Genomic DNA, 24,517 nt, shown 5'->3' with positions numbered 1-24,517 from the left:
CAGGCCCCGGGCGTGTCCGCTCCCGGACACCTCCCGGCCGTCTCCCGGACATTGACAGCACGGGGCCGCCGTGACGTACTGGAGAGCGCTCTCCGACAGCGAAGGGAAACATACGTGAGCATCGACGAGCTCGACCGGCTGGTTGAGAAGCTGGACCTGGAACGCAAGGTGCGGCTGCTCACCGGGGCGACCGTGTGGTCCACCCACGCGGAGCCGGGCATCGGGCTGCGGGCCATGGTCACCTCCGACGGCCCGGTCGGCGTGCGCGGGGAGGGCTGGGACGAGCGGAGCACCTCCCTGACCCTGCCCTCCGCGACCGCACTGGCCGCCACCTGGGACGACGAGCTGGTGGAGCTGCTGGGCGGGCTGCTCGCCGGCGAGGCGCGGCGCAAGGGCGTGGACGTCCTGCTCGCCCCGACGCTCAACCTGCACCGCTCACCGCTCGGCGGGCGCCACTTCGAGTGCTACTCCGAGGACCCCCTGCTGACCGGCAGGATCGGCGCCGCCTGCGTCCGGGGCATCCAGGCGGGCGGGGTGGCGGCCACCGCCAAGCACTACGTCGCCAACGACTCCGAGACCGAACGGCTCACCCTCGACGCCCGCGTCGACGAGCGGACCCTGCGCGAGCTGTACCTGGCGCCGTTCGAGGCCGCGGTGGAGGCGGGCGTCTGGGTCGTCATGTCCGCCTACAACGGGGTGAACGGGACCACGATGTCGGAGAACCCTCTTCTGGCCGACCCGCTCAAGGAGGCGTGGGGGTTCGACGGGGTGGTCGTGTCGGACTGGGGCGGCGTCCGCTCCACCGCTCCCGCCGCCCGCGCCGCGCAGGACCTCGCGATGCCGGGGCCGCAGGGCACCTGGGGGGAGGCGCTGGTCGCCGCGGTACGCGCCGGAGAGGTGCCGGAGGCCGCGATCGACGACAAGGTCAGGCGCCTGCTCCGGCTGGCCTCCCGCGTCGGCGCCCTGGACCTCGCCGCCGTCCCTCCCGTCATCCCCGGCCCCGCCGGACGGGGCGACCCCACCGAGATCGAACGGGAAGCCCTGGCCGAGGGAGAAGGCCCGGTCGAACGGGAGAGCCCGGCCGGGCGGGGAGGCTCCGGCGACAGCGACAGCGACAGCGACAGCGACATCGGCGTCGACATCGGCGTCGGCGTCGACAGCGGTATCGGCGTCGGCGTCGAAGCGGTGGCGGACGGCGGTGAGCGGGGAGAACGCGCCCTCGCCCGAGCGCTGCTGCGCCGGGCCGTCGCCGCGAGCACCGTCCTGCTGCGCAACGAGGACTCGCTGCTCCCCCTCGACCCCGCGCGCCTGCGCAGGGTCGCCGTGCTCGGGCCGAACGCCGCCGTCCCCCGGATCCAGGGAGGCGGCAGCGCGGGCGTCTACCCCGAGTCCGTCGTCTCCCCCCTCGACGGCATCCGCGAGGCGCTGTCCGGTACGGCCGAGGTGCTCCACCGCCCCGGCCCGCACCTCGACGACCGGCCGACCCCGCTGGGCACGGACAACGCCCGCGACCCCCTCACCGGCGAGCCCGGCGTCCTGGTCCGGCTGCTGGACGGCGCCGGAGCGGAGATCCACGCCGAGCACCGGCTGACCGGACGCATCCTGGAGCCCGCGCGGATCGACGCCGCCGTCACCGTCGAGATCCGCGCCCTGCTGCGCCCGGAGGTGGACGGGCCGTGGGAGCTGGCCGTCGCCGGCTGGGGGCACGTCCTGCTGGAGGCGGACGGCCACGTCCTGGTCGACGAGGAGGTGGAGCGTGACACCGACGACCCGGCCACCGTGCACCTGTCCCCGCCGTACCGGCGCGCCCGGTTCCCCGTGACGGCGGGCCGGGACGTGGAGCTCGTCTCCCGGCGGCGGCTCGACCCCGGCAGCGGGATCGCCTCCGTCCTGGCCGCGGACCCGCCCCGGCGCGCCGACGAGGAGGAACTGGCCGCCGCGGTCGAGCTCGCCCGTACCTGCGACGCCGTCGTCGTGGTGGTCGGCTCCACGGAGGAGATCGAGAACGAGGGCGCCGACCGTGCGCACCTGGAGCTGCCCGGACGCCAGGACGAGCTGGTCCGCGCGGTGGCCGCGGCCAACCCGGCGACCGTCGTGGTCGTCAACTCCGGCGGCCCCATGATCCTGCCGTGGCGCGAGGAGGTGCCGGCCGTGCTCCTGAGCTGGTTCCCCGGGCAGGAGGCGGGGCACGGTCTCGCCGACGTCCTGTTCGGCCGGGCCGAGCCCGGCGGCAGGCTGCCCACGACCTGGGCCGACAGGGCGCTCGTCTCCACCGTCCCCGAGGACGGGACGCTCGCCTACACCGAGGGCCTCGACATCGGGTACCGCGCCTGGCTGCGCCGGCCCGCGCCGCCCGCGTACTGGTTCGGGCACGGCCTCGGTTACACCTCCTGGTCCTACGAGGACGTCTCCGTGCCCTGGGACCTTCTCCCGGAGAGCCCGCTGCCCGTCCGGGTACGGCTGCGCAACACCGGCGAGCGCGCCGGTCGCGAGGTCGTCCAGGTCTACCTGTCCGGGCCGGAGACGGGCGTGGCCCGCCCCGCGCGCTGGCTGGCCGGCTACGCCCTCGCCGACGCGGGTCCTGGCGAGGTCGTCGAGGTCACGGTGGACGTCCCGGCGCGGGCGTTCCGGCACTGGTCGGCCGAGCACCACGCCTGGCGGGTGGAGGAGGGCGCCTTCACGGTGCTCGCCGGACGCTCGGCCGCCGACCTGCCGCTCCGTGCCGAGGTGCTCCTCGGCACGGAGCCGCCGCCCCCGCGGGAGACCTCGGGAGAGCGCTCTCTCGCTGTGCTATAAAAGCCCTATGAGCGAAGGCCTACCGCGAGTGTCGGCACCCCCCACCTTGGAGGATGTGGCGCGGGCGGCGGGAGTCTCCCGCGCCACGGTCTCTCGCGTGATCAACGGGATCCGCAATGTCGATCTCGCGATCCAGGAGAAGGTCAAGCAGGCGATCGCGCTCACCGGCTACGTCCCCAACCAGGCCGCGCGCTCGCTGGTCACCCGGCGCACCGGGACGATCGCCCTGATCGTCTCCGGGGCGGGCAGCAGCGAGGAGAGCCCGTTTCCCGGCCATGTCTTCGCCGACCCGTTCTTCGGGCGCGTGGCCGGGGGTGTCGTCGGTTTCCTGCGCCCGCTGGGCATCTACCCGATCCTGATGTTCGCCGACACCCCCGAGACCCGTGACCAGGTCATCGCCTACCTGCGCCGGGGCAACGTCGACGGGGCCATCCTGGTCTCCATCAGCGCCGAGGACACGTTGCCCAAGCTGCTCGCCGACGCCTCGCTGCCCGCGGTGCTCTTCGCCAGACCGGCCAGGCCGATCCCGATCAGCTACGTCGACGTCGGGCACCGGGCCGGGGGCAAGCTGGCCGCCGACCATCTCGTCGCCCGGGGCTGCCGCAGGCTGGCGACCATCTCCGGCCCGCTCGACGTCCCGGCCAGCCAGGACCGCCTGGCGGGCTTCCAGGAGGCGATGGCCGTCCACGGCCATCCCTACATCCCCTGGGCCGAGGGCAACTTCACCCTCCACAGCGGAGAGGTGGCGATGGAACGGCTGCTCGCCGAGCACCCCGACATCGACGGCGTCTTCGCGGCCAACGACCTGATGGCCCAGGGCGCCCTGCTGGTGCTGCGCCAGCACGGCCGCAGCGTGCCGGACGACGTGGCCATGGTGGGCTTCGACGACAGCAGCGCGGCCCTGGCCTGCCGCCCGCCGCTCACCACCGTCCGCCACCCCGTCGAGGACATGGCCGCCGAGATGGGACGGCTGCTGCTGGCCCACATCGAGCGGCCCGGCCATCCGGTGACCTCACGGATCTTCGAGCCGACCCTGGTGATCAGGGAGTCGGCCTGACCGGGGCGGGGCGCCCGCGTACGGCTCCCGGGGGTTCGGGCCTTCCCGGGAGCCGAGGGGCGGGGCGGGAGCGGCCCGTGTGGCCGCTCCGGTGGGTGCGGGGCCGGCGTCTAACGTTCGGCGAGGGGGAAGACCGCCTGGGCGGGTGAGGCGGCCTCGGAACAGCCCGGGGGAGGGGACATCGCCCCCGTGCGGGAGATCACGGTGAAGGACGCGTCGAGGTTGGTCAGCTTCAGGAGCTTCAGGACCACCGGCGGGGCTCCGGCCAGGAGCAGGGGCGTCTCGTGGTCGCGTGCGTAACGCTTGACGGCGATCAGCGCGCTCAGGCCGCAGGCGTCGATGAAGGTGACGCCGGCCAGGTCGATGATGACCGTTCCGGGGCGCACGTCGATGACGTGCTGGGTGAAGGCCGACAGGTCCGGCCTGGTGGCGAGGTCGAGCTCGCCGGCCACCGTGATGACCACGAAGCCGTGCGCGTGCTCGCTCGTGAGTTGAAGTGCGTTCATCGCCCACTTCCCTGCAGGCTCACGTGAATGTACGTATCCGGCCAGGGGGTGTCGCTCGGACGCCTGGCCTCAGATCGCCGTCTCCCCGTTCGCGTCATGCGGGCGCGGAGGAGGTTGACGACCTGAAGCCACGATACTCCCTAACGGTGCGAATCATCGCTTTCCGTGATCGTATAGCTTCGAAGCGAAGTGTAGATGCCAACCTGTATATGTGCCAGCTATTCAAGGAAACAGCTTTGTAGCCTCGCCCGCGCAGGGGGGCGAACGTGTGGGAAAGCCGGTTCCCGAGTGACGCCGGAGGGGCGTGGTCCGGCTGGGAAAACCGGTCTGACCTGGGAGAAATCAGCCCGGGGAGTGGCTCGGGGCCATGGTGTCGAGCGCCTCGCGCAGGCTGTCCCGCGTCTCGAAGTGCCGGTCGAGATTGGTGATCGTCAACAGGTGGGTGATCATGCCGGGGCTCACCACCAGGATGAGGCGGCCGTGGGCCTCCTTGAGGCGGGTGAGTGTGCCCACGAGGACCCCCAGCCCCACCGAGTCGCAGAACGGCACCCCGGTCAGGTCCATCACCAGGTTCGGGGTTCCCTCCTCCTGAAGGACGCGGTCGATCTCCGCGCGCAGGCGGGGAGCGACGGCCATGTCCAGCTCGCCCGTCGCCTGCACGACCACACAGGTGCCGCTGCGCCATGTCTGAACATCGAATGTCGAGATCACGATCATCACCTCCGTGCCTTTTTAGCTGCCCTGGCAGAAGGCTGTTATGCGCATAACTCACTTTTTACAGATGTTGTCCGTTGCTGTTCTTGCCGTCGGAGTTGCGGTGGGGGTGGCGACCGGGGTAGGCGACGCGGGCGCCTCCTTCACGGTGACCTTCTTCGCCGGAGCGTGTTTCCGGCCGACGACCACCTCGATCCTGCCGCCGAGACTCTCCAGCGGGCGCAGCTCCGCCCCGGGCAGCGCGGCGGCCACGGTGCGCGCCGAGTCCTCGCGATCGGGGCCGTACCGGATGACGGTCTTCTCGAAGTCCTTCTGCGGGGTGTTGCCCGGGGTCTCGGGGACCAGGAAGCCGACTCTCTGCAGGTCGGCCCTGGTCTGCGCGCCCAGGCCCGTGATCGTGGTGCCGTTGAGCACCCTGAGGGCGATCCGCGAGGGCGCGACGGTCAGCGCGGGAGCCGAGGGGGAGGCCGCCGGGGTGGGTGTGGATTTGCCGGGCTTGGCGGACTTGGCGGGCTTGACCAGCGTCTCGTCGGCGGCGATCCTGCGGAACAGCTCCTTGGCCGCCTCCTTGTCCCAGAGCACGGCGGACTCGCCGGTCGGCGTCTTGTAGTCGACGTCCGCGAGCGGGACCGTGGCGAAGGCCACGTCGTCGGTGGAGACGTCCTTGAGCTGGTCGGCCAGGCCGAGCAGGTCCCCGCGGAGCGCGTCGTCCACCCGGATCGTGTCGAGCGTGGTGTCGACGAACGACGCGAGCCTGATCGGGTTGGTCAGCGTCTCGCCGCTGAGCGCCTGGTTCAGCAGCGCGGAGATCACCTGCTGCTGGCGGTCGATGCGGTCGAGGTCGGAGCGGGCGGTGGCGCGGGTGCGGGCGTAGGCGAGGGCCTCGACGCCGCCGAAGGAGTAGGTGCCCGGATCCAGGTCGAGCGCGGTCTTCGGGTCCCTGATCGGGACCGGGGTGCAGACCGAGATGCCCCCGAGGGCGTCGACCACCTCGATGAAGCCCAGCACGTTGACCTCGACGTAGTGGTGGAGGGTCAGGCCCGTGGCGGTCTGCACCGTGCGCGTCGCGAGCTTCGGCCCGCCGAGCTGGTAGGCGGCGTTGATCTTGTGCAGGCCCTTGCCGGGGACCGTCGTCCAGGTGTCGCGGGGGAGGCTGACCACGGTGACCTTGCGGTGGTCCTCCGACACGTGGATCACCATCATGGTGTCGGTGCGCTCGCCGGTCTCGCGGCCCAGCTTGAGCTGGTTCTGCTGCTTGCGGGTGAGGTTGTCGCGCTTGTCGACGCCGACCACCAGGATGTTCATGGCGCCGGTGCTCGACCGCGACCCCGGAACCCCCGCGTCGACGGACTCGATCTTCGTCGTGGCGTAGTTGGTCAGCGCCCACGTCACCCCGGAGCTGCCCAGGACCAGGCACGAGAGCGCGCCGGCGATCACGAGACCGCGCCGCCTGGTGCGGGCACCCCTCGCCGACCTGCGATCACGCCTCGGGGTCACCCGAACGCTTCCGTAGGCGTCGCCGCCCACGTGCACACCCGAATCCTCCTCCGGGTCGCGCATGCATGGCCCCCTAGGCTCCAGCTGGGTCGATGAGGTACCCGTTCGTACAGTAGCGTGAGCGACGCCATGAAGCAGTTCCCCGACTCGCCCGCGCCGGCGTCGTCTTCCGAGACACGTGTCTGGCCCCCCATCTCCATCGTCATCCCGGTGCTGAACGAGGAGCGCCATCTGCGGGAGGCGGTGCGTCAGGTGCTCTCGCAGCGGTACGCGGGACCGATCGAGGTCGTGCTCGCGATCGGCCCCTCCCGTGACCGTACCCAGGAGGTCGCCGACGAGATCGCCGCCGACGACCCCCGCGTGGTCGTCGTGCCCAACCCCACCGGCCGCACCCCCAACGCCCTCAACGCGGCCATCGCCGCGTCGGGCAACGCGATCATCGCCAGGGTGGACGGCCACGCGATGCTCCCCGACGACTACCTCCAGGTCGCGGTGGAGACCCTCGAGGAGACCGGCGCCGACAACGTGGGCGGCGTCATGGCGGCCGAGGGCGTCACGCCGTTCGAGCAGGCCGTGGCCCGCGCGATGACGTCCAAGATCGGCGTCGGCGGCGCCCGGTTCCACACCGGCGGCACCGCGGGCCCGGCCGACACGGTCTACCTCGGCGTGTTCCGCCGCTCCGCGCTGGAGCGGGTCGGCGGCTACGACGAGCACTTCCAGCGGGCCCAGGACTGGGAGATGAACCACCGCATCCGCGAGACGGGCGGCCTGGTCTGGTTCCAGCCCCGGATGCGCGTCTCCTACCGGCCGAGGCCCGACCTCAAGGCGCTCGCCAAGCAGTACTTCCACTACGGCCGCTGGCGCAGGGTGGTCGCCCGCACCCACGAGGGCACGATCAACCTGCGCTACCTGGCGCCCCCCCTGGCCGTGCTGGCCATCCTCGCGGGTCTGCTGGTCTCCCCGTTCTTCTGGCCGGGCCTGCTGATCCCGGGCGGCTACCTGGCGGCGATCCTGGCCGGTTCCGCGGTCACCGGCAGCGGCCTGCCCGCCCCGGCGCTCGTCCGGCTTCCGCTGGTCTACGTCACCATGCACATGTCGTGGGGCTGGGGCTTCCTGACCAGCCCGAGAAAGCTCGGCAAGCCCGGCCGCGCGGGCGGCTGACCCCCGTCCGGGCCGGACGTCCGACGGGCGGCCGGCGGTCAGGGCCGGGCGTCGACCACCTGGCCGGTGACGCCGGAGGCGAGCACGTCCAGCGAGGTGCGGGCGACGGTGTGCGGGGTGTGCGGGCCCGGCGGCGCCGTGGCCTCGGCCCGCCCGGGAGCCACGCAGTTGACCCGCACCCCGTACCCACCCCATTCCTCGGCCAGCGCCCGGGTCAGGCCGGCCACGGCGGCTCCCGCGAAGGAGCGCAGGCCGTCTCCCTCCCCGTCCCCGGCGCGGGAGGGGGCGTGGAACAGCAGCTGCCCCCGCGTCTCGCGCAGATGGGGGAGGGCCGCCCTGGCGACGGTGACGGGGCCCAGGTGGTTCACGCGCACGGTCTCGGCGATCGCGGTGTCGTCCACCGCGTCGATCCTTCCCGAGGGGGCACCCCCGGCGCTGACCACGTAGTCGATCCCGCCCGTCTCCTTGACGACCCGGGCGAGCGCGTCGGCCACCGCCCGGAAGTCGTCCACGCGGACCCCGTCCGGCATGCCGGGAAGGCCCGGTGAACCCGAGAGGGGGAACACGCGGGCGCCGTGGTGTCCGGCCAGTTCCGCGACCTCGGCGCCGGCGGCGTCGTCCGCGCCGAGGACCACCACGGTCCTGCCCTCCAGCGCCTCGCGCAGGGCGGCGCCGGAACGGGCGGGGACGTCGCTCGCGGCGAGCCGGAGGAGCTTGTCGGCGACGAAGAGGTCCACCGGGTGCGTGACCTTCATGTTCCTCTCGCTGCCCGGCACCACGTGGATCGGCACGTCGGGCAGGTAGCGCAGCACCACCCCGCAGTCGTCGGTGGGCGGCCGGTCGCCGAAGCCGGGATCGGCGAAGGCGCGCTCGTACGCCTCGCGGATCACCGAGAGCCGGAAGCACTGCGGGGTCTGGACGCGGCGCAGGCCGGCCCGGTCGGGGACGTCGCTGACGATCTCCCCGTGCGGCCCTCGCTCGGTCACCACGATCGTGTCGGAGCTCGGGATCGCCACCTCGACCGCCGAGAAGGTCCTCAGCGCCTCGACGCAGTCGGTGATGATCCTGGGCTCCGCCAGCGGGCGTACGGCGTCGTGCAGCAGCACGAGGCACTCCCGCGTCCCCAGGGCCCGCAGCGCCCGCCAGGTGGTCTCCGGGCGGCTCGCGCCGCCCTCCAGGATCCTGCCGACCTTCGTGAAACCGTTGCGCTCGACGATCCGCTCCACCTCCCCGGTGAAGCCGGGCGCCATCAGGACCATGATCTCGTCGATCTCCGGTGCCCCCTCGAACAGGGCGAGGGTGTGTTCGAGGATCGTCCTGCCCGCTATCTCCAGCAGTTGCTTGGGGGTGTCGTGGCCGACGCGCCGGCCGACGCCGCCTGCCAGGACCACACCGACGGTTCGGGGACGCGGTTCACGTTCGGCCACGATCAGATTCCTTTGACAGTTCGGATATGGCGAGCGTAACGGGTGCGTACCCGATCGCCCGGCGTGCTCCCGTGCTATCCCGTCAAGATCTAGCTACGCTGAGTGCGCACTCCCCGATTCGTACGGTTATCCCGTCGGATACGAAGGAGCCCGGATTGCCTGACTCTCACGCCATCGCCTCGTCCGGCGCCTCACAGGCGGTCGCGGTCGTGCTCGCCACCACCGAGGCGTCCGGCCTCCGGTGTTCCGGCGGGACGCTTCTCGACAGGCTGGCCGGCCAGCTCGCCACGCTTCCCGTACGGGACGTGCACGTGGTGGCCCGTTCCAGCGACATCATCCACGCGCCCGGCGGCACCCACATGATCGGGACCGAGGGGTCGAGGGGCCTCGCCGACGACCTGCGCAGGATCGCGAAGGTGGCCCGCTCGTCCATCGGCCCGGTGCTGGTGGTCGCCGGCGACCTGGTGGCGCACACCGAGGCGCTGGCCATGCTCGTGGAGCACCCGGCCCGCGACACCGGCGCGCTGGTGGGAGAGGCGGGCGGCGCGGACGGGGCCCCGGGGCCGACGCGCCCGCCGGTCAGGGTCGACGGCAGGTCCGTGGTGGCCGCGGGCACCTCCTTCCACGATGCCGGCGAGACCAACGCCACCTTCAGGGGCGCGCTGCAGGTCGGCGTCCCCGACCTCGCGGGCTTCGCCGAGACCGCCGAGACGCTCGCCGAGCTCGCCGAGACGGGCGTGTTCGGCCCGATGGACGGCGGCGAGGCCCCCGGCCTGCTCCTGGTCGGCCTGGTCCGCTCCGGCGTCCAGGTGCGCGCGGCCAGGCTCGGCCGCCTGCGCGCCGACCGGACGACCGGGCAGGCGGACGCCGACGTGGCCGTGCCCCGGCTGGCCGAGGTCGACGAGGACGAGGCCCGGCTGGACGCCGCGGTCAAGACCGGCGACGGCTTCTTCGCCACGTACGGGGTGAGCTCCTGGTCCAGATACCTCATCAGGCCGATCGCCGCGTTCGGCCTGACGCCGAACGCGGTCACCGGCATCTCCGTCGGCTTCGCCGCGCTCGCCGCGGTCTGGTTCTCCGTGGGCACCCGGCCCGGTCTGATCGCCGGGGCGGTCCTGCTCTACCTGTCGTTCGTGCTCGACTGCCTCGACGGCCAGCTCGCCCGCTACACCCGCGCCTTCTCGCCGCTCGGGGCGTGGCTGGACGCCACCTTCGACCGGGTCAAGGAGTACGTCGTCTACCTGGGCCTCGCCATCGGGTACGCGGCCGGGATCGACATCGCGGGCGGCGGCCCGCACGGCATCTGGGCGCTGGCGGTGTCCGCGATGATCCTGCAGATGCTCCGCCACATGATCGACTTCTCGTACGCGGGCGCGCGGGCCGACGCGAGCCGGGTGGGCGCGGCCTGGGCCAGGGCGGCGGGTTCGCTGGCCGACCCGGTGGGCGACGCGAGGCGTCCGGTGCCGACGCACCCGCCGGAGCGGCGGGCCGCGTTCGCGGGCGCCGACGCGGGCCGGGCGCCGGGCGCGGGCGAGAACGGGACCGCCGGTGCCGGGGACGGGCCGGTGAGTGTCGGGGAGGGGCCGGTGAGCGCCGGGGGCGAGCCTTCGGGGACTGAGCCTTCGAGGACCGGGTCTTCGGGGACCGGGTCTTCGGGAATCGGGTCTTCGGGAATCGAGAACGAGTGGATGACGGATGCCGGAGCCGGCCGGGCGGGCTCCCCGGGAAGGGCGGCCGCCGGGGACGGCACCGGGCCCGGGGCGGGCAACGCGATCGTGCGGCTCTCGCGGACCATGGAGAAGGCGTCGCCCACCCGCTGGTTCAAGAAGATCATCGTGTTGCCCATCGGGGAGCGGATGGCCCTGATCGCGGTGACCGCCGCCCTCTTCAACGCCCGGGTGACCTTCATCGCGCTGCTGACCTGGGGCGGGATCGCCGCCCTCTACATCCTCTTCGGCCGGATGGGCAGGTCGCTCAGCCGGTGAGCCACGGCGGGGTCCGTGACCGGCGGGACGGATCTCCCGCCGGGCGAGTGGGAGAACAGATGTGATGATGATTTCCGTGCACATGGCGCCGGTGCCGCGGAGCGCCGTGGTCGCCTACCGGGACGACGGGGTGCTGTCGAGGGGCATGGGCGCCCTGGTGGCCGGGCAGCTCCCGCCGCTGCCGCCCGCGATCGTCGGGATGTTCGTGACCGGGGTGCTGCTGCTGGTCGGCGTGGCCGGCAGCGACGGGTTCGCGGTGTTCGCCCCGGCGGTGGCGCTGCTGCTGGCCGGTCTCGGGAGCTCTCACCCGCACGACGGCCGCCTCGACTGGCTGGTGCCGCCGATCCTGCGCCTCACCGAGTACGGCTTCGTGGCCTCGGTGGGCTTCGCGCACGACGTGCCGCCGTGGCTGATCTTCATGCTGCTCGGCGCGATGGCCTTCCACCACTACGACGTCGTCTACCGGCTGAGGCAGCGGGTCTACCCCCCGTCCTGGCTGGCCACATCCGGCCTCGGGTGGGACGGGCGGATGCTGCTGATCGCCCTCGGCGGGCTCGCCGGGCAGGTCACGCTGGTCTTCGCCCTGCTCGCGCTCTACCTGTGGTGCCTTTTCTCCTGGGAGAGCGTCACCTGCTGGCTCGCCGCCCCCCGGGTCGGGGTGGACGCGGCAGACCTCGGAGCACACGATTGAGAACGCCCGGCGAACCCTCGATTACACGATCAGGGCCCGAAGGCAACTAATCTTTGGGGCCTAGGAGTGCCCGCCGGGAGGCTCTCACCCGAATGAGGAGTGCACGTTGCTGGGAATGGTGCTGGCCGCCGGGGCCGGACGACGTCTGCGGCCATACACGGACACACTGCCCAAGGCGCTCGTGCCGGTCGACGGCGAGACCACGATCATGGACATCTCGCTGCACAACCTCGCGGCGGCCGATCTCCGTGACGTCGTGGTCATCGTCGGCTACCAGGCGCAGGCCGTACACGAGCGCAAGGCCGAGCTGGAGCGGCGGCACGGCGTGAAGCTCACCCTCGTGCACAACGACAAGGCCGAGGAGTGGAACAACGCCTACTCCCTGTGGTGCGCGCGCGAATACTTCGACCAGGGCGTGCTGCTGGTCAACGGTGACACGGTGCACCCCGTCTCGGTGGAGGAGACGCTGCTCTCCGCCCCGGCGACCACCGACATCCTGCTCGCGGTCGACGACGTCAAGAAGCTCGCCGACGAGGAGATGAAGGTCACCCTCGACGGCGACCGCCACCTGCGGCTGATCACCAAGCTGATGGACCCGGCCGACGCCGCCGGCGAGTACATCGGCGCCACGCTCATCCGCCCGGGCATCGGCGACCGCCTCGCGGACGCCCTGCAGGCCACCTTCGAGCGCGACCCGCAGCTCTACTACGAGGACGGCTACCAGGAGCTCGTCGCCCGCGGCGAGAAGATCGCCGTCGCCCCGATCGGTGACGTCCCGTGGGTCGAGGTAGACAACCACGACGACCTCGCCAAGGCGCGGGAGATCGCGTGCCGATACTAGCCAGGATGCTCCCGGCCCCCCTGTCGATGGAGGTGCGCCGGGGCGCGGTCGCCCAGCTGGGCTCGTTGCTGGCCGACAGCAGGGTGGCGACCTCGGGGCGGGTGGCCGTGGCCGTGGGCGCGGGCCAGGGAGACCGGATCGCCTCGGTGATCACCACCTCGCTCGGCGAGGCCCAGGTCTTCCGGGTGCCCGACGGCTCGGTTGACGCGGCGATCTCGCTCGGCGCCGACCTGCGCAAGGGGGCGTACGAGGCCGTCGTGGGCATCGGCGGCGGCAAGACCATCGACGTGACCAAGTACGCCGCGTCGCTGGCCGGGATCCCGATGGTGGCGGTGGCCACCAACCTGTCGCACGACGGGATCTGCTCGCCGGTGGCCTCGCTGACGCACGACGGCGGCAAGGGCTCCTTCGGTGTGCCCATGCCGCTGGCCATCATGGTGGATCTCGATTTCGTGCACGACGCGCCTCCCTCGCTGGTCCGTTCCGGGGCGGGAGACGTGGTCAGCAACCTCTCGGCGATCGAGGACTGGCAGCTCGGCGCGAGCGAGCGCGGGGAGCCGATCGACGGCCTGGCCTGCGCGATGGCCCGGACCGCGGCGGAGGCGGTGATCGGCAGATCCGACTCGATCGAGTCCGACGCGTTCCTGACCGTGCTGGCCGAGGCGCTCATCCTGTCGGGCATGGCGATGGTGGTCGCCGGCTCCTCCCGTCCTTCGAGCGGCGGAGACCATGAGATCCTTCATGCCGTGGATCAGCTCTTTCCCGGCACCTCCAACCACGGCGAGCTCGCCGGGATAGGTGCCGCATTCTGTTTCTTCCTCCGCGAGGACTCGCGGAGGCTCGACCAGGTCGTCGGCTTCCTGCGCGGGCACGAGCTGCCGGTCACCCCCACCGACGTGGGGCTGTCGCCGGCCCAGTTCACCGAGGCGGTCATGCTGGCCCCGGCCACGCGCCCCGGCCGCTACACGATCCTTGAGCACCTGCGTCTGTCAGAGCCGGAGATTCGCGATCGGGTGGAGGATTATGTCCGGGCCGTCGGTCGCTGAGCTCCGTGCGGTGGCCCAGCCGCACTCGACCATGGACCGCAACAGCGGCGAGCACTGGGCCGGCGCGCTCTACATGCGCAAGCTGTCGATCTACGTCACCTGGTTCCTCGCCAAGACGCCGATCACGCCCAACCAGACCACCTGGCTGATGATTCTCACCGGCCTGCTGGCCGGAGCGGTGCTCGCGCTGCCCGGGCTCTGGGCGGCCGTCCTGGCGGCCCTGCTGGTCCAGCTCTACCTGCTGCTCGACTGTTCCGACGGCGAGCTGGCCCGCTGGACCGGCCGCACCTCCATCACCGGCGTCTACCTCGACCGGGTGGGCCACTACTTCGCCGAGGCCGCCATCCTCATCGGGCTGGGGTTTCGCGCGTCGGAGATCCTGCCCGACTGGTACACCGTGATCGGGTTCGCCGCCGCGCTCGGCGCGATCCTGATCAAGGCGGAGACCGACCTGGTCGACGTGGCCAGGGCCCGCTCCGGGCTGGTCGCGGCGAGTGAGGCCTCGGCCGAGCACTTCCGGTCGCGCGGGCTGGGCCTGGCACGCAAGGCGGCCGCCGCGCTGAAGTTCCACCGGATCGTGCAGGCGGTCGAGCTGTCCCTGCTCATCGTGGTCGCCGCGATCTGGGACGCGATCAACGGGGGGCTGGCGGCGACGAGGATCCTCGTGGTGGCCTGCGTGGTCGTCGCCGTGCTGCAGATGATCCTGCATCTGATCAGCATTCTGGCGTCCAGGCGGCTCTCATGAGGAACCGGATGGCGTCCGGGCGCGTCGTAAGTGCGAACACCTCGCTGTTTGGCAGGTGTTCGCCAGCGGTTCCGATACGCTTGTCCCCCGGTATACCAGGAAACTCCGGTACACCAGGAAACTCCAGCCCCGCCAGAATTCCCGGCCCAGCAGACTCGGTGGTCATGAAAGTATGCTCCGTACGTGCTCTCGACGCGTCAGGACGATGACCCGTTGAAGATCTCGTGCGTCATCCTCACCATGGGCAACCGGGTCCCCGAGCTGGACCGGGCGGTCGAGTCCGCGCTGAACCAGCTCGACGGTGACGTCGAGGTCGTCATCGTCGGCAACGGCACGGACGTTCCCGAGCTGTCGGCCACCGTGCCACCGGGGTCGTCGGCCTCGATCAGGAGCGTGCGGCTGAGCCACAACGCGGGCATCCCCGCGGGCCGCAACCGCGGCGTCGAGGAGTGCTCGGGCGACGTCGTCCTCTTCCTCGACGACGACGGCTGGTACGCCGACATGGGGCTCGTCTCCCACCTGCGGGAGCGCTTCTCCACCGAGCACGACCTCGCGGTCGTCTCCTTCAGGGTGAAGGACCCCGACGGCGGCATCGGCCAGCGCCGCCACGTCCCGCGCCTGCGCGCGGGCGACCCCGAGCGGTCCTCGCCGGTCACCACCTTCCTGGGCGGCGCGTGCGCCATCCGCCGCTCGGCCTTCCTCCAGGTCGGCGGTCTCCCCGAGCGTTTCTTCTACGCCCACGAGGAGACCGACCTGGCGTGGAGGCTCCTCGGCGAGGGCTACCGCATCGAGTACGACGCCCAGACGGTCATGTACCACCCGCAGGTCCCCCCGACCCGCCACACCGACTTCTACCGCCTCAACGCCCGCAACCGGGTCTGGCTGGCCCGCCGCAACCTGCCCTGGGTGCTGGCCGGCCTCTACCTCCTCAACTGGATCGTGCTGACCCTGGTCCGCGAGCGCTCCAGGCCCGCCCTGCGCGCCTGGTTCAAGGGCTTCACCGAGGGGCTCCGCGAGCCCGCGGGCGAGCGCCGTCCCATGGGCTGGAACACCGCCTGGCGCATGCTGCGCCTCGGCCGCCCGCCGATCGTCTGATCCTGCGATCCGCGGTGGACGTTTACACTCTCGGCGAGGCGTTCGGCGTCGTCACCAGCGGCCGGATCCGCCACGAGCACGAGGCCAGGCTGGACGTCGCCGGGGCCGAGTTCACCGTCGCGGTCGGGCTGTCGCGGCTCGGCCACCGGGTGGGCTGGCTGGGCAAGGTCGGCGGTGACGAGCTGGGGGCCAGGATCCTCACGGCGCTGCGCGGCGAGGGCGTGGACGTCTCCGACGCCCGGGTGGACGAGGGTTCCCCGACCGGGATCCTCCTGAAGGAGTCACGGCTCGGCCAGGCGTCCAGGACCACGTACTACCGCACCGGCGTCAGGCTCGCCCAGGGGAACGTCCCGGTGGACCGGATCGCGGCCTCCCGCGTCCTGCACGTCAGCGGGATCACCGCCGCGCTGAGCGCGCGCGACGCCATGCACGCCGCCGTACGGGCCGCGCGGACCGCCGGGGTCGCGGTCTCGGTGGCGATCGACTATCACGACCAGCTCTGGCCCGACCTGCGCGAGGCCGAGGAGATCCTCAGCGTGCTGGCCTGCTCGGCCGACGTGCTGTTCGTCCGGCAGACCGAGCTCGACCTGGTCAAGCCCGCGCTCACCGGGGATCGCGAGGTCATCGTGACCCGCGGCGCCCGGGGGGCGAGCGTGCGGGTCGACGGGGTCCGCCACGACGCCGCCAGCCTCTCCGCGCCCGTGGTCGATCCCGGCGGCTCCGGTGACGCCTTCGTCGCGGGCTATCTCAGCGCGCTGCTGGAAGGTCTCCACCCGGCCGACCGGCTGCGCAGGGGCGGCCTGCTCGCCGCCTTCGCCTCGTCGGGGCCCAGCGACTGGCAGGGCCTGCCGACGAGGGCCGAGCTGCCCCTCCTGGAGCTCGACGGCTGATCCCGCTCCGGGGAGCCTCAGGGCTCCTTGGCCTCGCCCAGGGTCATGGCCAGATGAGAGATCGTGCTCGTCACCAGGGCGCGCTTGGGCAGGCCGAGCTCGCTCAGCTCCTTGGCGATCGGATGGTTGCCCAGGCGGATGAGAGCGCCACCGGGACGCGTGCGGACCCCGCGGGGGGACAGCGACCAGGGGATGCGGCGGGTGACGCCGTCCCGATGGGTGTAGGCGTCGAGGGAGGTCGCCATGCCGGTGCTCGGCACCGGGACGCCGGACTTGATCAGCAGGTCCAGCACCAGGCGGCCGTCCTTGCGGACGATGCACCGTTTGTACGGGGAGGACATGCGCAGGTCGATGTCGGCCAGCTCCTTGGGGAAGCCCCAGATGGCGCGGCCCGCCTCCAGGGTGAAGCCCTGGTCGACCGGGAGCCAGTGGACGAACGCCCCGGCGCCGGTGCGGTGCAGCTCGGACAGGTTCGCGCGCAGCCCCCCGCCGGGGACGTGGCTGGAGCCGGGGGGCCTGGCCAGGAAGGCGACGCCGAACTCGTGGTACGGGCCGAGGTCGCCGTCGAGGTAGTCGGCGAACATCAGCGTGCACAGGGCCTTGCGGGGCAGCACCTCGGCGACGTCCAGATGGGAGTAGGCGATCACCGCCCGCGCGGCGTCCGCCCGGACCAGGTAGGACGCGCTGCAGACCATGACGTCGCGGACGCGGACCGGCATGGTGACCTCGCGCCCCTGGATCAGATGGCGTGCCATGCCTCCAGTACACCAATCTCCAGGCCGGACGTCACTGGTTTGCCCGCCCATTCCTCCAGCCGCCCGACGAACGCGCCCGCGTGGTCCGGCCAGTTGTGGCGGGCCAGGGCCTCGGCGTGGCCGCGCGCGCCCATCCCGGCCGCCCCTTCGGGGTCCTCGCGTAGCCCCAGCACCGCGCGTACCACCGCGGGGGCGTCCCCGAAGGGGACGACGACGCCGCACGCGGCCCCCTCGACCATGGACGCCGCGGCGGGCAGGGGGGTGGTGACCACCGGGACTCCCCGGGACATGTAGTCGATGATCTTGGCCGGTACGGGCCGGGGACCGGCCGCCTCGCGCGGGAGAGACAGGCCGGCGATCGCCCCCTCGGCCATCCGCAGCGCGTGCCGGTTGGGCACGTAGCCGTACCAGTCGAGCAGGCCCTCCCGCTGCGCGTCCCGCAGCAGCGGCCTGACCCGGACGTCGGCGGAGCCGATCAGGTCGAGCCTGATCCCGTACGGGAGCAGCAGCCGGGCCGACTCGATCAGCTCGGCCACGCCTCCGGCCTCGGAGAGGTGGCCCACGTGGACCACCCGGTCGCGGCCGGGCGACGCGGGCGGGAGCGGGGGCACGTAGGCGGCGTTGGGCACCACCGGGTGGGGGCCGGAGAACCGCTCCCGGTAGGAGTCCTCGGCCAGGATCAGGTGCAGGCGGTGTTCCCGGCGCTCCGCGCGGGCCTCGACCCGGCGTACCAGCGCGGGCAGGGCCCGGCGCAGGTGGCCGGGGAGGTCGGTGGCCGCGCCCCAGGCGGTCCCGGCGTCCCCGCGCACGTCCCAGACGGTGACGGGGCGGCGCCTGGGCAGGCGGAACAGCAGTTCCGTGTCGTGCACGACCAGCAGGTCGGCGCCCTCCACCCCGCGCTTGAGAGCCCCCTTGGCGGCCTTCAGCGCCCGCCTGCGGCGCCCGGCGGTCGCCCGGGGCACGTCGACCGCCCGGATCCCGGGATCCGGGGTGACGTTGCAGTCGGTGAAGGGGGCGACATAGGTGATCTCATGCCCGGCGTCGAGGAGCGACCGGATCTGCCGATGCATGATCCGGGCGTCCTCTGGGTGATGAGCGATCGTCGCAACGCATACCCGCATATCCAGATGCTGAGTGTTCGTTCCGTCATCACCGGATGTGTGGGGTTAATTACCGGGTAACTGACGCTGAACTCTCCTTGGCGGCGGGTGCGGCGTCGGCCGGTGCGGTGGTAGCGGCGGTGGCGGCGGGCGTCGGGGACGGCCGGCGGTAGAGCCACACCAGGCGGGGTTCGAGCATCCACTTGAAGAGCCTGCGGGTCTCCGGAAGGCACAGCACGATGGCCAGGGCGAGCGAGCTGCACGCGATCGCCGCCACGCCCAGCGGGCCGTACAGCCAGGGGAAGCTCAGCCAGCCCTGGTCCTTGGCGATGACCACCACGACGCCGTGGAGCAGGTAGGCGTACAGGGTCCGGGTGCCGAGGTCGGAGAACCAGGTCTCGCCCCGGGGCACCAGCGCGAGCACCGCGACCGTCATGACCAGCGCCGCGACCAGCACGGCGCCGCGCACGCCGAAGCCCAGCCACCAGGACATGTCCATGGCCTTGAAGCTGTAGCGGAAGTAGATCGGGTCGAGCGGGACGCGGGGCGCGATGACGATCGCCACCCCGGCGGCGCCGACGAGGACGACCGCTGAGGTGATCTTGACCCAGAGGGGCTTGAGCAGGTCGAAGTGCTCGGGCTTGAGCAGCAGGCCGAGCACGTAGAACGGCAGCAGGCCGAAGAAGCGGTCGATGCTGAAGTCGCCGGAGATCTCCGAGAAGCCCGCGGCCATGTAGATGACCACCGCGACCAGCAGCGGCTGCCGCATCCGCGTCCAGATGGGCGTGGAGATCCGCCAGAGGACCAGGGCCAGCAAATACCAGTTCAGCCAGGCCGGATCAATTATCGTGAGCGTCCACTTCTGGCCAAGCCCGAAGCGGAGCAGCGCGTAACCGATCTCCACGACCACGTACGGGATCAGCAGGGTGTCGACCAGCTTGTTGATCTTCGCGTTGGAGTTCCAGAAGTTGCGGCCCAGGTAGCCGCTGATCAGCACGAACGCCGGCATGTGGAACATGTAGATGAACAGGTACGCGGCCTCCGCCGAGTGCGCTTTGAGGGTGGGGACCAGCGAGTGGCCCGTCACCACCAGGGCGATCAGGACGAACTTCACGTTGTCGAGGTAGGGCTCGCGCTTCTTCCTGGCCGGAGGGGCCGGGGCCTCCTCCTCGACGACCGGCTCGCGCTCGCGCTCCGCCCGCAGCTCCTGCTCGGCCTGCGGGCCCTGGCTCCAGAACGAGGGCTCGCTCTCCCGGTTGTTGTTCTCCCAGTAGGAGAAGGGCCGCTCACCGGCCGGCCGGGGCTCCTGCCGGGGGCGCGGGGCCGACGGCGGACGTGCGGGGTCGGGGAACCGTACGGGGGCCTGGGGCTCTCCGGGCAGCCGGGGCCGTCCGGGAAGCTGGGAGTCTCCGGGGACCCCGGGCTGCGCGTGGGCGGGAGCCTGAGGGCGCGGGGCACCACCCGGCGGGGGGACGCGCGGCGACGTGGGCGGCGGAGCCCAGTCGGGCCGGGGGACCGGCGCCTGGGGCGCGCCCTGCGGGGAGGGCACCTGGGGGGCGCCCTGCGGGGGAGTGGGGCCGTCCTGCGCCCACGAGGGCATCGGCGAGGGGGAACCCTCACGCGCCCTCGGCGGCGGAGGGGAGTCTCCCCGTGCCCGCGACGGTGCCCGCGGGGAGGGTGCCTGCGGGGACGGCGCCTGCGGGGACGGCGCCTGCGGGGAGGGTGCCTGAGGGGAGGAGTCGTCCTGCGTCCACGACGCCTGGGCCCACGACGACTCCTGGGCCCACGCCGGTCCGTCCTGGGACCACGAGGGCTCCTCGCGCATCCACGAGGGCTCCTGGGGGACCGGCTCGGCCGCCAGGGGCTTGGACAGGTCGAGCGGGTCGTGGGAGTCGTGGGACCCGCCCGCGTGGGGCTCGCGGTACGCCGGGTAGGCCCCCCACTCGGTGACCTCGCCGGGGCTCTCCTCCCGGCCGTTCCCGGCCTCGCGCCGGGACGCCCGGCCGGAGGCGGCCGGGCCCGGGGGCGGCTCCGGCCACGAGGGCTGCTGGGGCCCGCCGGGCGCCTGAGCGTGACCGGGCGCGGGCCACGGGGCGGATCTCCGGCCCTGTCCGCCGGTGGACCCACCGGAGCCGGGGTCGGAACCGCCGTCGTCCTGGGGGGCGGGCACCTGGAAGGATCGGATGTCGCTCACGAGGGGAAGGCTCAGCTATCTGTCGGAGACCGGGGAGTAGTCGGGCAGACCGGCGAGGCGCCCGGGAACGGGCCGGGAGCGCGGGCAGGCGTTCGCCTCGCCGCCTTGACCAACCCTAAACCGACTGTGCGCCCTCTGTCGCACACGTGCCCGTTGATTCGGGCGGTTCTCGGGTAATCGTGACTGTTCACAGCCCCGTGAACGGCCGGTTCCCGCAGCCTCCCCGGGGCGCGGCCTCCCGCCACCCGGGCAGTGTGTCCGGTTGGCCAGGTTTCGTAACCCTGGTCACCGCCGAAGCCGCCCTGACCGCTGACCGCTGACCGCTGACCGCTGACCGCTGACCGCTGACCGCCCTGGACCCCTGGCCGCCCTGACCGATGACCGCCGTTGTCTGGCGGGCCGGCCTCGGCGGCCGTCGTGGTCGCCTGGCGGCTGTCGCCTTCGCCTCGTTCGTCCGGTTCCGTCCGGCCGGGTGGCCGGACGGAACCAGGTGTGGCCAGATGCGGCGAGGTGCTTTCGGCCCGGCGGCGGGGCGGGCGTCTCGCCGGGCCGGCCGGCCCGGCGAGAGGGAGCGTCAGGTGCAGGGGTTGGTCTTGCTGTCGACGACCTTGTCCGTGAGGGCGTCGGGGATCTTCGGCAGGGCGCGGACGCCCGGCCAGTCGGCGCCGATGACCAGCTGGACGACCGGCCCGGTCGGGGCCTTGCCGCCCGGGGTGGGCGGGGGCGCCACGGACGGGACGTACTTCTCGACGGTGACCGGCTTGACCTTGCCGGCGACCGGGGCGCGCTTGTCGCTGGAGAGCCTGGCGGCCAGCGCGTCGCCGTACGAGACGCCGTCGGCGGCGTCCTTCTTGGCGTAGCGGATCGTGGTGGTGGGCACGTTGCCGCTCGCCGGGCGGGCGTTGCCGACGTGGGTGACCACGAAACCCTGGTCGGCCAGCTCGGCGGCGACCTCCCTGGCCCTGTTCGGCGTGTCCGTGCCGTTGAACACCTGGACCCTGACCTGCTCGCGCTTGACGGCGGGCTTGGCCTTGGGGTCCGGGGGCGGGGTGACCTCGGTGTCGCTCTTGATCGCGGCGAACAGCTGGTTCGCGTACGGCTGCACCCAGGCGACCCGGTTGGGGTCGTCGGGGTGGGGCCCCCACGGGACGGTGATGAGCTTGACGCCGCCCGCGGTGAGCTTCTGGGCGCTCTTCCCGATCTCGAACAGGGTGCCGGTGTCCTTGGCCAGTTCCTCGTCCATCCGGACGGACTTGGCGGCGGTGTTGATGAAGTTCAGCATCTTGACGGGGTCGGTCAGCAGCTCGCTGCTGGTGGCCTTCTTCACCACCTGGCTGAGGAAGACCTGCTGGCGCTTGATGCGGCCGATGTCGCTGCCGTCGCCGTAGCCGCGCAGCCGGACGTAGCCCAGGGCCTTCTCGCCCGCCAGGAGGTGCCAGCCCGCCGTGAGCTGGAGCTTGGCCTTCTTGTCGTCGACCGGCTTGGTCAGGCAGACCCTGACGCCGCCGAGGGCGTCCACGATGTTCTTGAAGCCGGTGAAGTCGACCTCGACGAAGTGGTCGATGCGGATGTCGGTGAGCGCCTCGATCGTGGTGATCGTGCAGGTGATGCCGCCCTCGTTGTAGGCAGCGTTGATCATCTCGGTGCGGGCCGCCACCGGTGCGCCCGTCTCGGACTGGCAGGCGGGCATGTCGACCACCGAGTCGCGGGGGAAGCTGACGAACGTCGCCTTGTCGCGGTCGGGGGCGATGTGCATGAGGATGATCGTGTCGGTGCGCTTGCCCGCGTCGGCCATCTTCTGGCCGTACTTGAGGTTGTCGCCCTCGCGGGTGTCGGAGCCCACGATCAGCACGTTGAGGGCGCCCTTCACGGCCGCCGGACGGTTGTTGCCGAGCTTGTCGCCGATCGCGACACCGTCGATGTTGCTGAAGGTGTTGCGGTAGACCCCGTATCCGCCCAGGGTGCCGAGCACCAGCAGGCCGGTCGCCGCGATGCCGGCCCAGGCGCCGCCCGTGAGCCGCCGCTGCTTGTCACGGCCCTTGCCCCTGGGCTTCGTCTCCCCCGGCTGCGGCGGGAGGTCCCTCGGCGGGCTCTCCGGGGGAGGGCCGTCCCCTCCCGCGCGCCGCGCGCCCCGGCGGCCGTGGGAGGCGGGTTCGCTCCGGCGGTCTCTGACGGCCCCCTGCCGGTGGTCGCTCATGCGATCCTCCCGCTGGGCGGCGTCGTCCGGTGCTCATGCTCGATCATCGAGCCCAAAGGGTAGATCACGAGGTGCGCGCCAGGAGTCGTGATGATGCGAACTTGGCCAAGACCGCCCCCTGACACCGCCATGATGGATCCGGCGGCCAGCATACTCAAATCCGGACATTAGTAGGAATGTTACTGAAATTAGGTTTACGTACGGCAAGTGCCGCGGCCAGGCAGGCGGCGGGCACGGCCGGCAGGACGTACCGGTAGTCGAACTCCGCCACCGCCGCCGGCATCACCAGCAGCACCACCGCCACCGACCAGGGCAGCGCCCACGCCGTGGAGTCCGGACGGAAGCGCCGGACGCACGCCGCCGCGGGCGGTAGCAGCAGAATCACCAGGACCGCCGCGCCAGGCAGTCCGGCGATTCCCTGATAGGTACGGATCCAGCCCGCGTACGGTTCGATTATTTGGGTGGATATCGGACCTTGCTCGTAGCGCTTCGCGGCCTCGGCGCCCACCGTCGCCGGATAGCGCCCGGGTGGCGCGGGCGGCGTCGCGGGGAACCGGTAGTAGTCGTAGATCTCCTGGTCCGGGTAGACCGGGCGGCCCACGGTGAACGAGCGGGCCAGTTCCGAGGCGACCGAGCCGAGATAGTCCAGCGGCTGGCTCAGGATCGCCAGCGACGCGAACCGCCCGGCCAGCGTGTCGTTCGTCCTGGTGAAGGTGATGCCGGGCAGTCGGACCAGCGGCGAGTCCTGCGCCCAGACGTACTCCTGCGCGGGAGGCCGCTGTGCCGCCGGGCGGGGGTCGCAGAGCACGGCCAGGTCGGGCGGCGGGCGCATCACGCCGCAGTCGGCGAAGGTCATCGTCTTGCCGTACAGGAAGACGCCGTTCGCGCCCACGATGCCGATCCGCTGGTACGTCGCGTAGAACCAGGCCCCGTACCCGAGGACGGGCACCGTCGCGGCGGCGATCATCACCCCGGCCATGAGCACCCGGCCCCGCTCCCTGAAGATCAGCCAGCCCGCGAAGAGGGCCACCAGCGGCAGCCCGACGGTCCTGGTCAGCGTCGCCGCCGCGAGCAGCAGCCCGATCCCGCACGCCGTACGCCATCCGACGGACCCGCGCACGGCCAGGCAGGCCGCCGACATGATCAGGACCGCGAACAGGGTGTCGGAGACCAGCAGGTGCTCCAGCTGGATCTGGTAGGCGTCCAGGAGGGAGGGGACGGACGCGAGCGTGGCGGCCCAGCCGGGCGCCCGCAGCCGCCGCGCGGTGAGATAGACCAGCACGCCGACCAGCAGCCCGAGCAGGTGCTGGGCCAGCGTGACGACGGCGAACTCGTGGAACGGTTCGAGCAATCGCATGAACATCGGGTACCCGGCGGGGCGGACCAGGTCGGGCCGGGGTTTCAGGGCGGTGACGACGTAGGTGTAGGAGTCGGGGAACCACAGCGCGGGCCGGTAGCCGAGCATGGTGATCACCCGCAGCGCGATCCCCGCGGCCAGCACGCCCAGGAACCAGCGATGCTCCAGGAGCCGGCGGCGCCCTCGGATCCGGCGGCGACCCCCGGGCTCGCGGTCACCCCGGAGCCCGCGGTGGCCGGGAAACTCGCGGTCGCCCCGAGACCCGCGATACCGCCGCACCCACCCGATCACTCGTCCCCCTCCTCGCACGCTGCGCGTACGCTACCGGCTCCCGCCAGGCCCCGCGCTCGCGCCGGGCCCGAGCCTCCGCCCCGCGCCCTCACCCGGCTCCGCGCCCTCACCCGGCTCCGAGCCCGCCCGCGCCCACGAGATCCTCCGTTCCTCCGTCGGACCTCGTGCCCGT

General features: G+C 72.2%; 19 protein-coding genes. 10 read left to right on the top strand and 9 right to left on the bottom strand.

The genetic code is table 11. The features are described from left to right. Nucleotides 1-234 precede the first annotated feature (234 nt). Nucleotides 235-2,796 carry a glycoside hydrolase family 3 C-terminal domain-containing protein gene (locus AC5L38_RS11155; RefSeq protein WP_495242793.1) on the top strand — a complete coding sequence of 854 codons (2,562 nt, stop codon included), beginning with the start codon at nt 235-237 and terminating at the stop codon, nt 2,794-2,796. A 7-nt stretch (nt 2,797-2,803) separates the two neighbouring features. After that, complete coding sequence (locus AC5L38_RS11150; RefSeq protein ID WP_495242672.1) at nt 2,804-3,853, top strand: LacI family DNA-binding transcriptional regulator; 1,050 nt, start codon at nt 2,804-2,806, stop codon at nt 3,851-3,853. Nucleotides 3,854-3,963: 110 nt separating this feature from the next. On the opposite strand, the gene AC5L38_RS11145 is transcribed toward AC5L38_RS11150, so the two are convergent. The 3 genes from AC5L38_RS11145 to AC5L38_RS11135 all read right to left on the bottom strand — a co-directional run bounded on the left by AC5L38_RS11145 (nt 3,964) and on the right by AC5L38_RS11135 (nt 6,633). Then, entirely contained in the window at nt 3,964-4,359 is a 396-nt protein-coding gene (locus AC5L38_RS11145) for an STAS domain-containing protein (protein WP_495242671.1), read from the bottom strand. 342 nt (nt 4,360-4,701) lie between these two features. Beyond that, a complete protein-coding gene (locus tag AC5L38_RS11140) occupies nt 4,702-5,070 on the bottom strand; it encodes an STAS domain-containing protein (RefSeq protein WP_495242670.1) in 369 nt (122 codons plus the stop codon). Between the two features lie 57 nt (nt 5,071-5,127). After that, nucleotides 5,128-6,633 carry an LCP family protein gene (locus AC5L38_RS11135; RefSeq protein ID WP_495242669.1) on the bottom strand — a complete coding sequence of 502 codons (1,506 nt, stop codon included), beginning with the start codon at nt 6,631-6,633 and terminating at the stop codon, nt 5,128-5,130. A gap of 66 nt (nt 6,634-6,699) precedes the next feature. On the opposite strand from AC5L38_RS11135, the gene AC5L38_RS11130 reads away from it, so the two are divergent. Further along, nucleotides 6,700-7,731 carry a glycosyltransferase family 2 protein gene (locus AC5L38_RS11130; protein ID WP_495242792.1) on the top strand — a complete coding sequence of 344 codons (1,032 nt, stop codon included), beginning with the start codon at nt 6,700-6,702 and terminating at the stop codon, nt 7,729-7,731. A 38-nt stretch (nt 7,732-7,769) separates the two neighbouring features. Here AC5L38_RS11130 and AC5L38_RS11125 read toward each other — a convergent pair whose 3' ends face one another. Then, nucleotides 7,770-9,158, bottom strand: a complete 1,389-nt coding sequence (locus AC5L38_RS11125; protein ID WP_495242668.1) for an SDR family oxidoreductase — start codon at nt 9,156-9,158, stop codon at nt 7,770-7,772. A 155-nt stretch (nt 9,159-9,313) separates the two neighbouring features. On the opposite strand from AC5L38_RS11125, the gene AC5L38_RS11120 reads away from it, so the two are divergent. From AC5L38_RS11120 to AC5L38_RS11090, 7 genes are all read left to right on the top strand, one after another. Continuing rightward, on the top strand, nt 9,314-11,143 hold the full coding sequence (locus AC5L38_RS11120; protein ID WP_495242667.1) for a CDP-alcohol phosphatidyltransferase family protein: 1,830 nt from the start codon (nt 9,314-9,316) through the stop codon (nt 11,141-11,143). Nucleotides 11,144-11,207: 64 nt separating this feature from the next. Continuing rightward, on the top strand, nt 11,208-11,834 hold the full coding sequence (locus AC5L38_RS11115) for a DUF5941 domain-containing protein (RefSeq protein WP_495242666.1): 627 nt from the start codon (nt 11,208-11,210) through the stop codon (nt 11,832-11,834). A 106-nt stretch (nt 11,835-11,940) separates the two neighbouring features. Then, nucleotides 11,941-12,675 (top strand): phosphocholine cytidylyltransferase family protein, encoded by a 735-nt coding sequence (locus AC5L38_RS11110; RefSeq protein ID WP_495242665.1) that lies wholly within the window; start codon nt 11,941-11,943, stop codon nt 12,673-12,675. A gap of 5 nt (nt 12,676-12,680) precedes the next feature. Then, a complete protein-coding gene (locus AC5L38_RS11105) occupies nt 12,681-13,721 on the top strand; it encodes an iron-containing alcohol dehydrogenase family protein (protein ID WP_495242791.1) in 1,041 nt (346 codons plus the stop codon). Next, nucleotides 13,699-14,466, top strand: a complete 768-nt coding sequence (locus AC5L38_RS11100; RefSeq protein ID WP_495242664.1) for a CDP-alcohol phosphatidyltransferase family protein — start codon at nt 13,699-13,701, stop codon at nt 14,464-14,466. Before AC5L38_RS11105 ends, AC5L38_RS11100 begins: the two co-directional genes overlap by 23 nt. Before the next feature lie 213 nt (nt 14,467-14,679). Further along, the gene (locus AC5L38_RS11095; RefSeq protein ID WP_495242790.1) at nt 14,680-15,561 is read left to right on the top strand and encodes a glycosyltransferase family 2 protein; all 882 of its coding nucleotides are present in this window, start codon (nt 14,680-14,682) and stop codon (nt 15,559-15,561) included. A gap of 14 nt (nt 15,562-15,575) precedes the next feature. After that, entirely contained in the window at nt 15,576-16,451 is an 876-nt protein-coding gene (locus AC5L38_RS11090) for a sugar kinase (RefSeq protein WP_495242663.1), read from the top strand. 17 nt (nt 16,452-16,468) lie between these two features. On the opposite strand, the gene AC5L38_RS11085 is transcribed toward AC5L38_RS11090, so the two are convergent. The 5 genes from AC5L38_RS11085 to AC5L38_RS11065 form a co-directional block, all read right to left on the bottom strand. Continuing rightward, the gene (locus AC5L38_RS11085) at nt 16,469-17,206 is read right to left on the bottom strand and encodes an acetoacetate decarboxylase family protein (protein ID WP_495242662.1); all 738 of its coding nucleotides are present in this window, start codon (nt 17,204-17,206) and stop codon (nt 16,469-16,471) included. Further along, on the bottom strand, nt 17,191-18,276 hold the full coding sequence (locus AC5L38_RS11080; protein WP_495242661.1) for a glycosyltransferase: 1,086 nt from the start codon (nt 18,274-18,276) through the stop codon (nt 17,191-17,193). Before AC5L38_RS11080 ends, AC5L38_RS11085 begins: the two co-directional genes overlap by 16 nt. 100 nt (nt 18,277-18,376) lie before the next feature. Continuing rightward, nucleotides 18,377-20,500 (bottom strand): acyltransferase family protein, encoded by a 2,124-nt coding sequence (locus tag AC5L38_RS11075; protein ID WP_495242660.1) that lies wholly within the window; start codon nt 20,498-20,500, stop codon nt 18,377-18,379. A 574-nt stretch (nt 20,501-21,074) separates the two neighbouring features. Continuing rightward, nucleotides 21,075-22,697 carry an LCP family protein gene (locus AC5L38_RS11070; protein WP_495242659.1) on the bottom strand — a complete coding sequence of 541 codons (1,623 nt, stop codon included), beginning with the start codon at nt 22,695-22,697 and terminating at the stop codon, nt 21,075-21,077. A 154-nt stretch (nt 22,698-22,851) separates the two neighbouring features. Continuing rightward, a complete protein-coding gene (locus AC5L38_RS11065) occupies nt 22,852-24,345 on the bottom strand; it encodes a hypothetical protein (protein WP_495242658.1) in 1,494 nt (497 codons plus the stop codon). Nucleotides 24,346-24,517: the final 172 nt, after the last annotated feature.

Source organism: Streptosporangium nanhuense (assembly GCF_059358815.1).
Note: the sequence above shows the minus strand (reverse complement) of the source record. Positions and strands in the feature narration are given on the sequence as shown.

What these genes read in the sequence shown, in the direction of transcription:
- AC5L38_RS11155 (WP_495242793.1), top strand. Translation starts at nt 235, where the DNA reads ATGGTCACCTCCGACGGCCCGGTCGGCGTGCGCGGGGAGGGCTGGGAC.
- AC5L38_RS11150 (WP_495242672.1), top strand. Translation starts at nt 2,804, where the DNA reads ATGAGCGAAGGCCTACCGCGAGTGTCGGCACCCCCCACCTTGGAGGAT.
- AC5L38_RS11145 (WP_495242671.1), bottom strand. Translation starts at nt 4,359, where the DNA reads ATGAACGCACTTCAACTCACGAGCGAGCACGCGCACGGCTTCGTGGTC.
- AC5L38_RS11135 (WP_495242669.1), bottom strand. Translation starts at nt 6,633, where the DNA reads ATGCGCGACCCGGAGGAGGATTCGGGTGTGCACGTGGGCGGCGACGCC.
- AC5L38_RS11130 (WP_495242792.1), top strand. Translation starts at nt 6,700, where the DNA reads ATGAAGCAGTTCCCCGACTCGCCCGCGCCGGCGTCGTCTTCCGAGACA.
- AC5L38_RS11115 (WP_495242666.1), top strand. Translation starts at nt 11,208, where the DNA reads ATGATGATTTCCGTGCACATGGCGCCGGTGCCGCGGAGCGCCGTGGTC.
- AC5L38_RS11105 (WP_495242791.1), top strand. Translation starts at nt 12,681, where the DNA reads ATGCTCCCGGCCCCCCTGTCGATGGAGGTGCGCCGGGGCGCGGTCGCC.
- AC5L38_RS11100 (WP_495242664.1), top strand. Translation starts at nt 13,699, where the DNA reads ATGTCCGGGCCGTCGGTCGCTGAGCTCCGTGCGGTGGCCCAGCCGCAC.
- AC5L38_RS11085 (WP_495242662.1), bottom strand. Translation starts at nt 17,206, where the DNA reads ATGGCACGCCATCTGATCCAGGGGCGCGAGGTCACCATGCCGGTCCGC.
- AC5L38_RS11080 (WP_495242661.1), bottom strand. Translation starts at nt 18,276, where the DNA reads ATGCATCGGCAGATCCGGTCGCTCCTCGACGCCGGGCATGAGATCACC.
- AC5L38_RS11070 (WP_495242659.1), bottom strand. Translation starts at nt 22,697, where the DNA reads ATGAGCGACCACCGGCAGGGGGCCGTCAGAGACCGCCGGAGCGAACCC.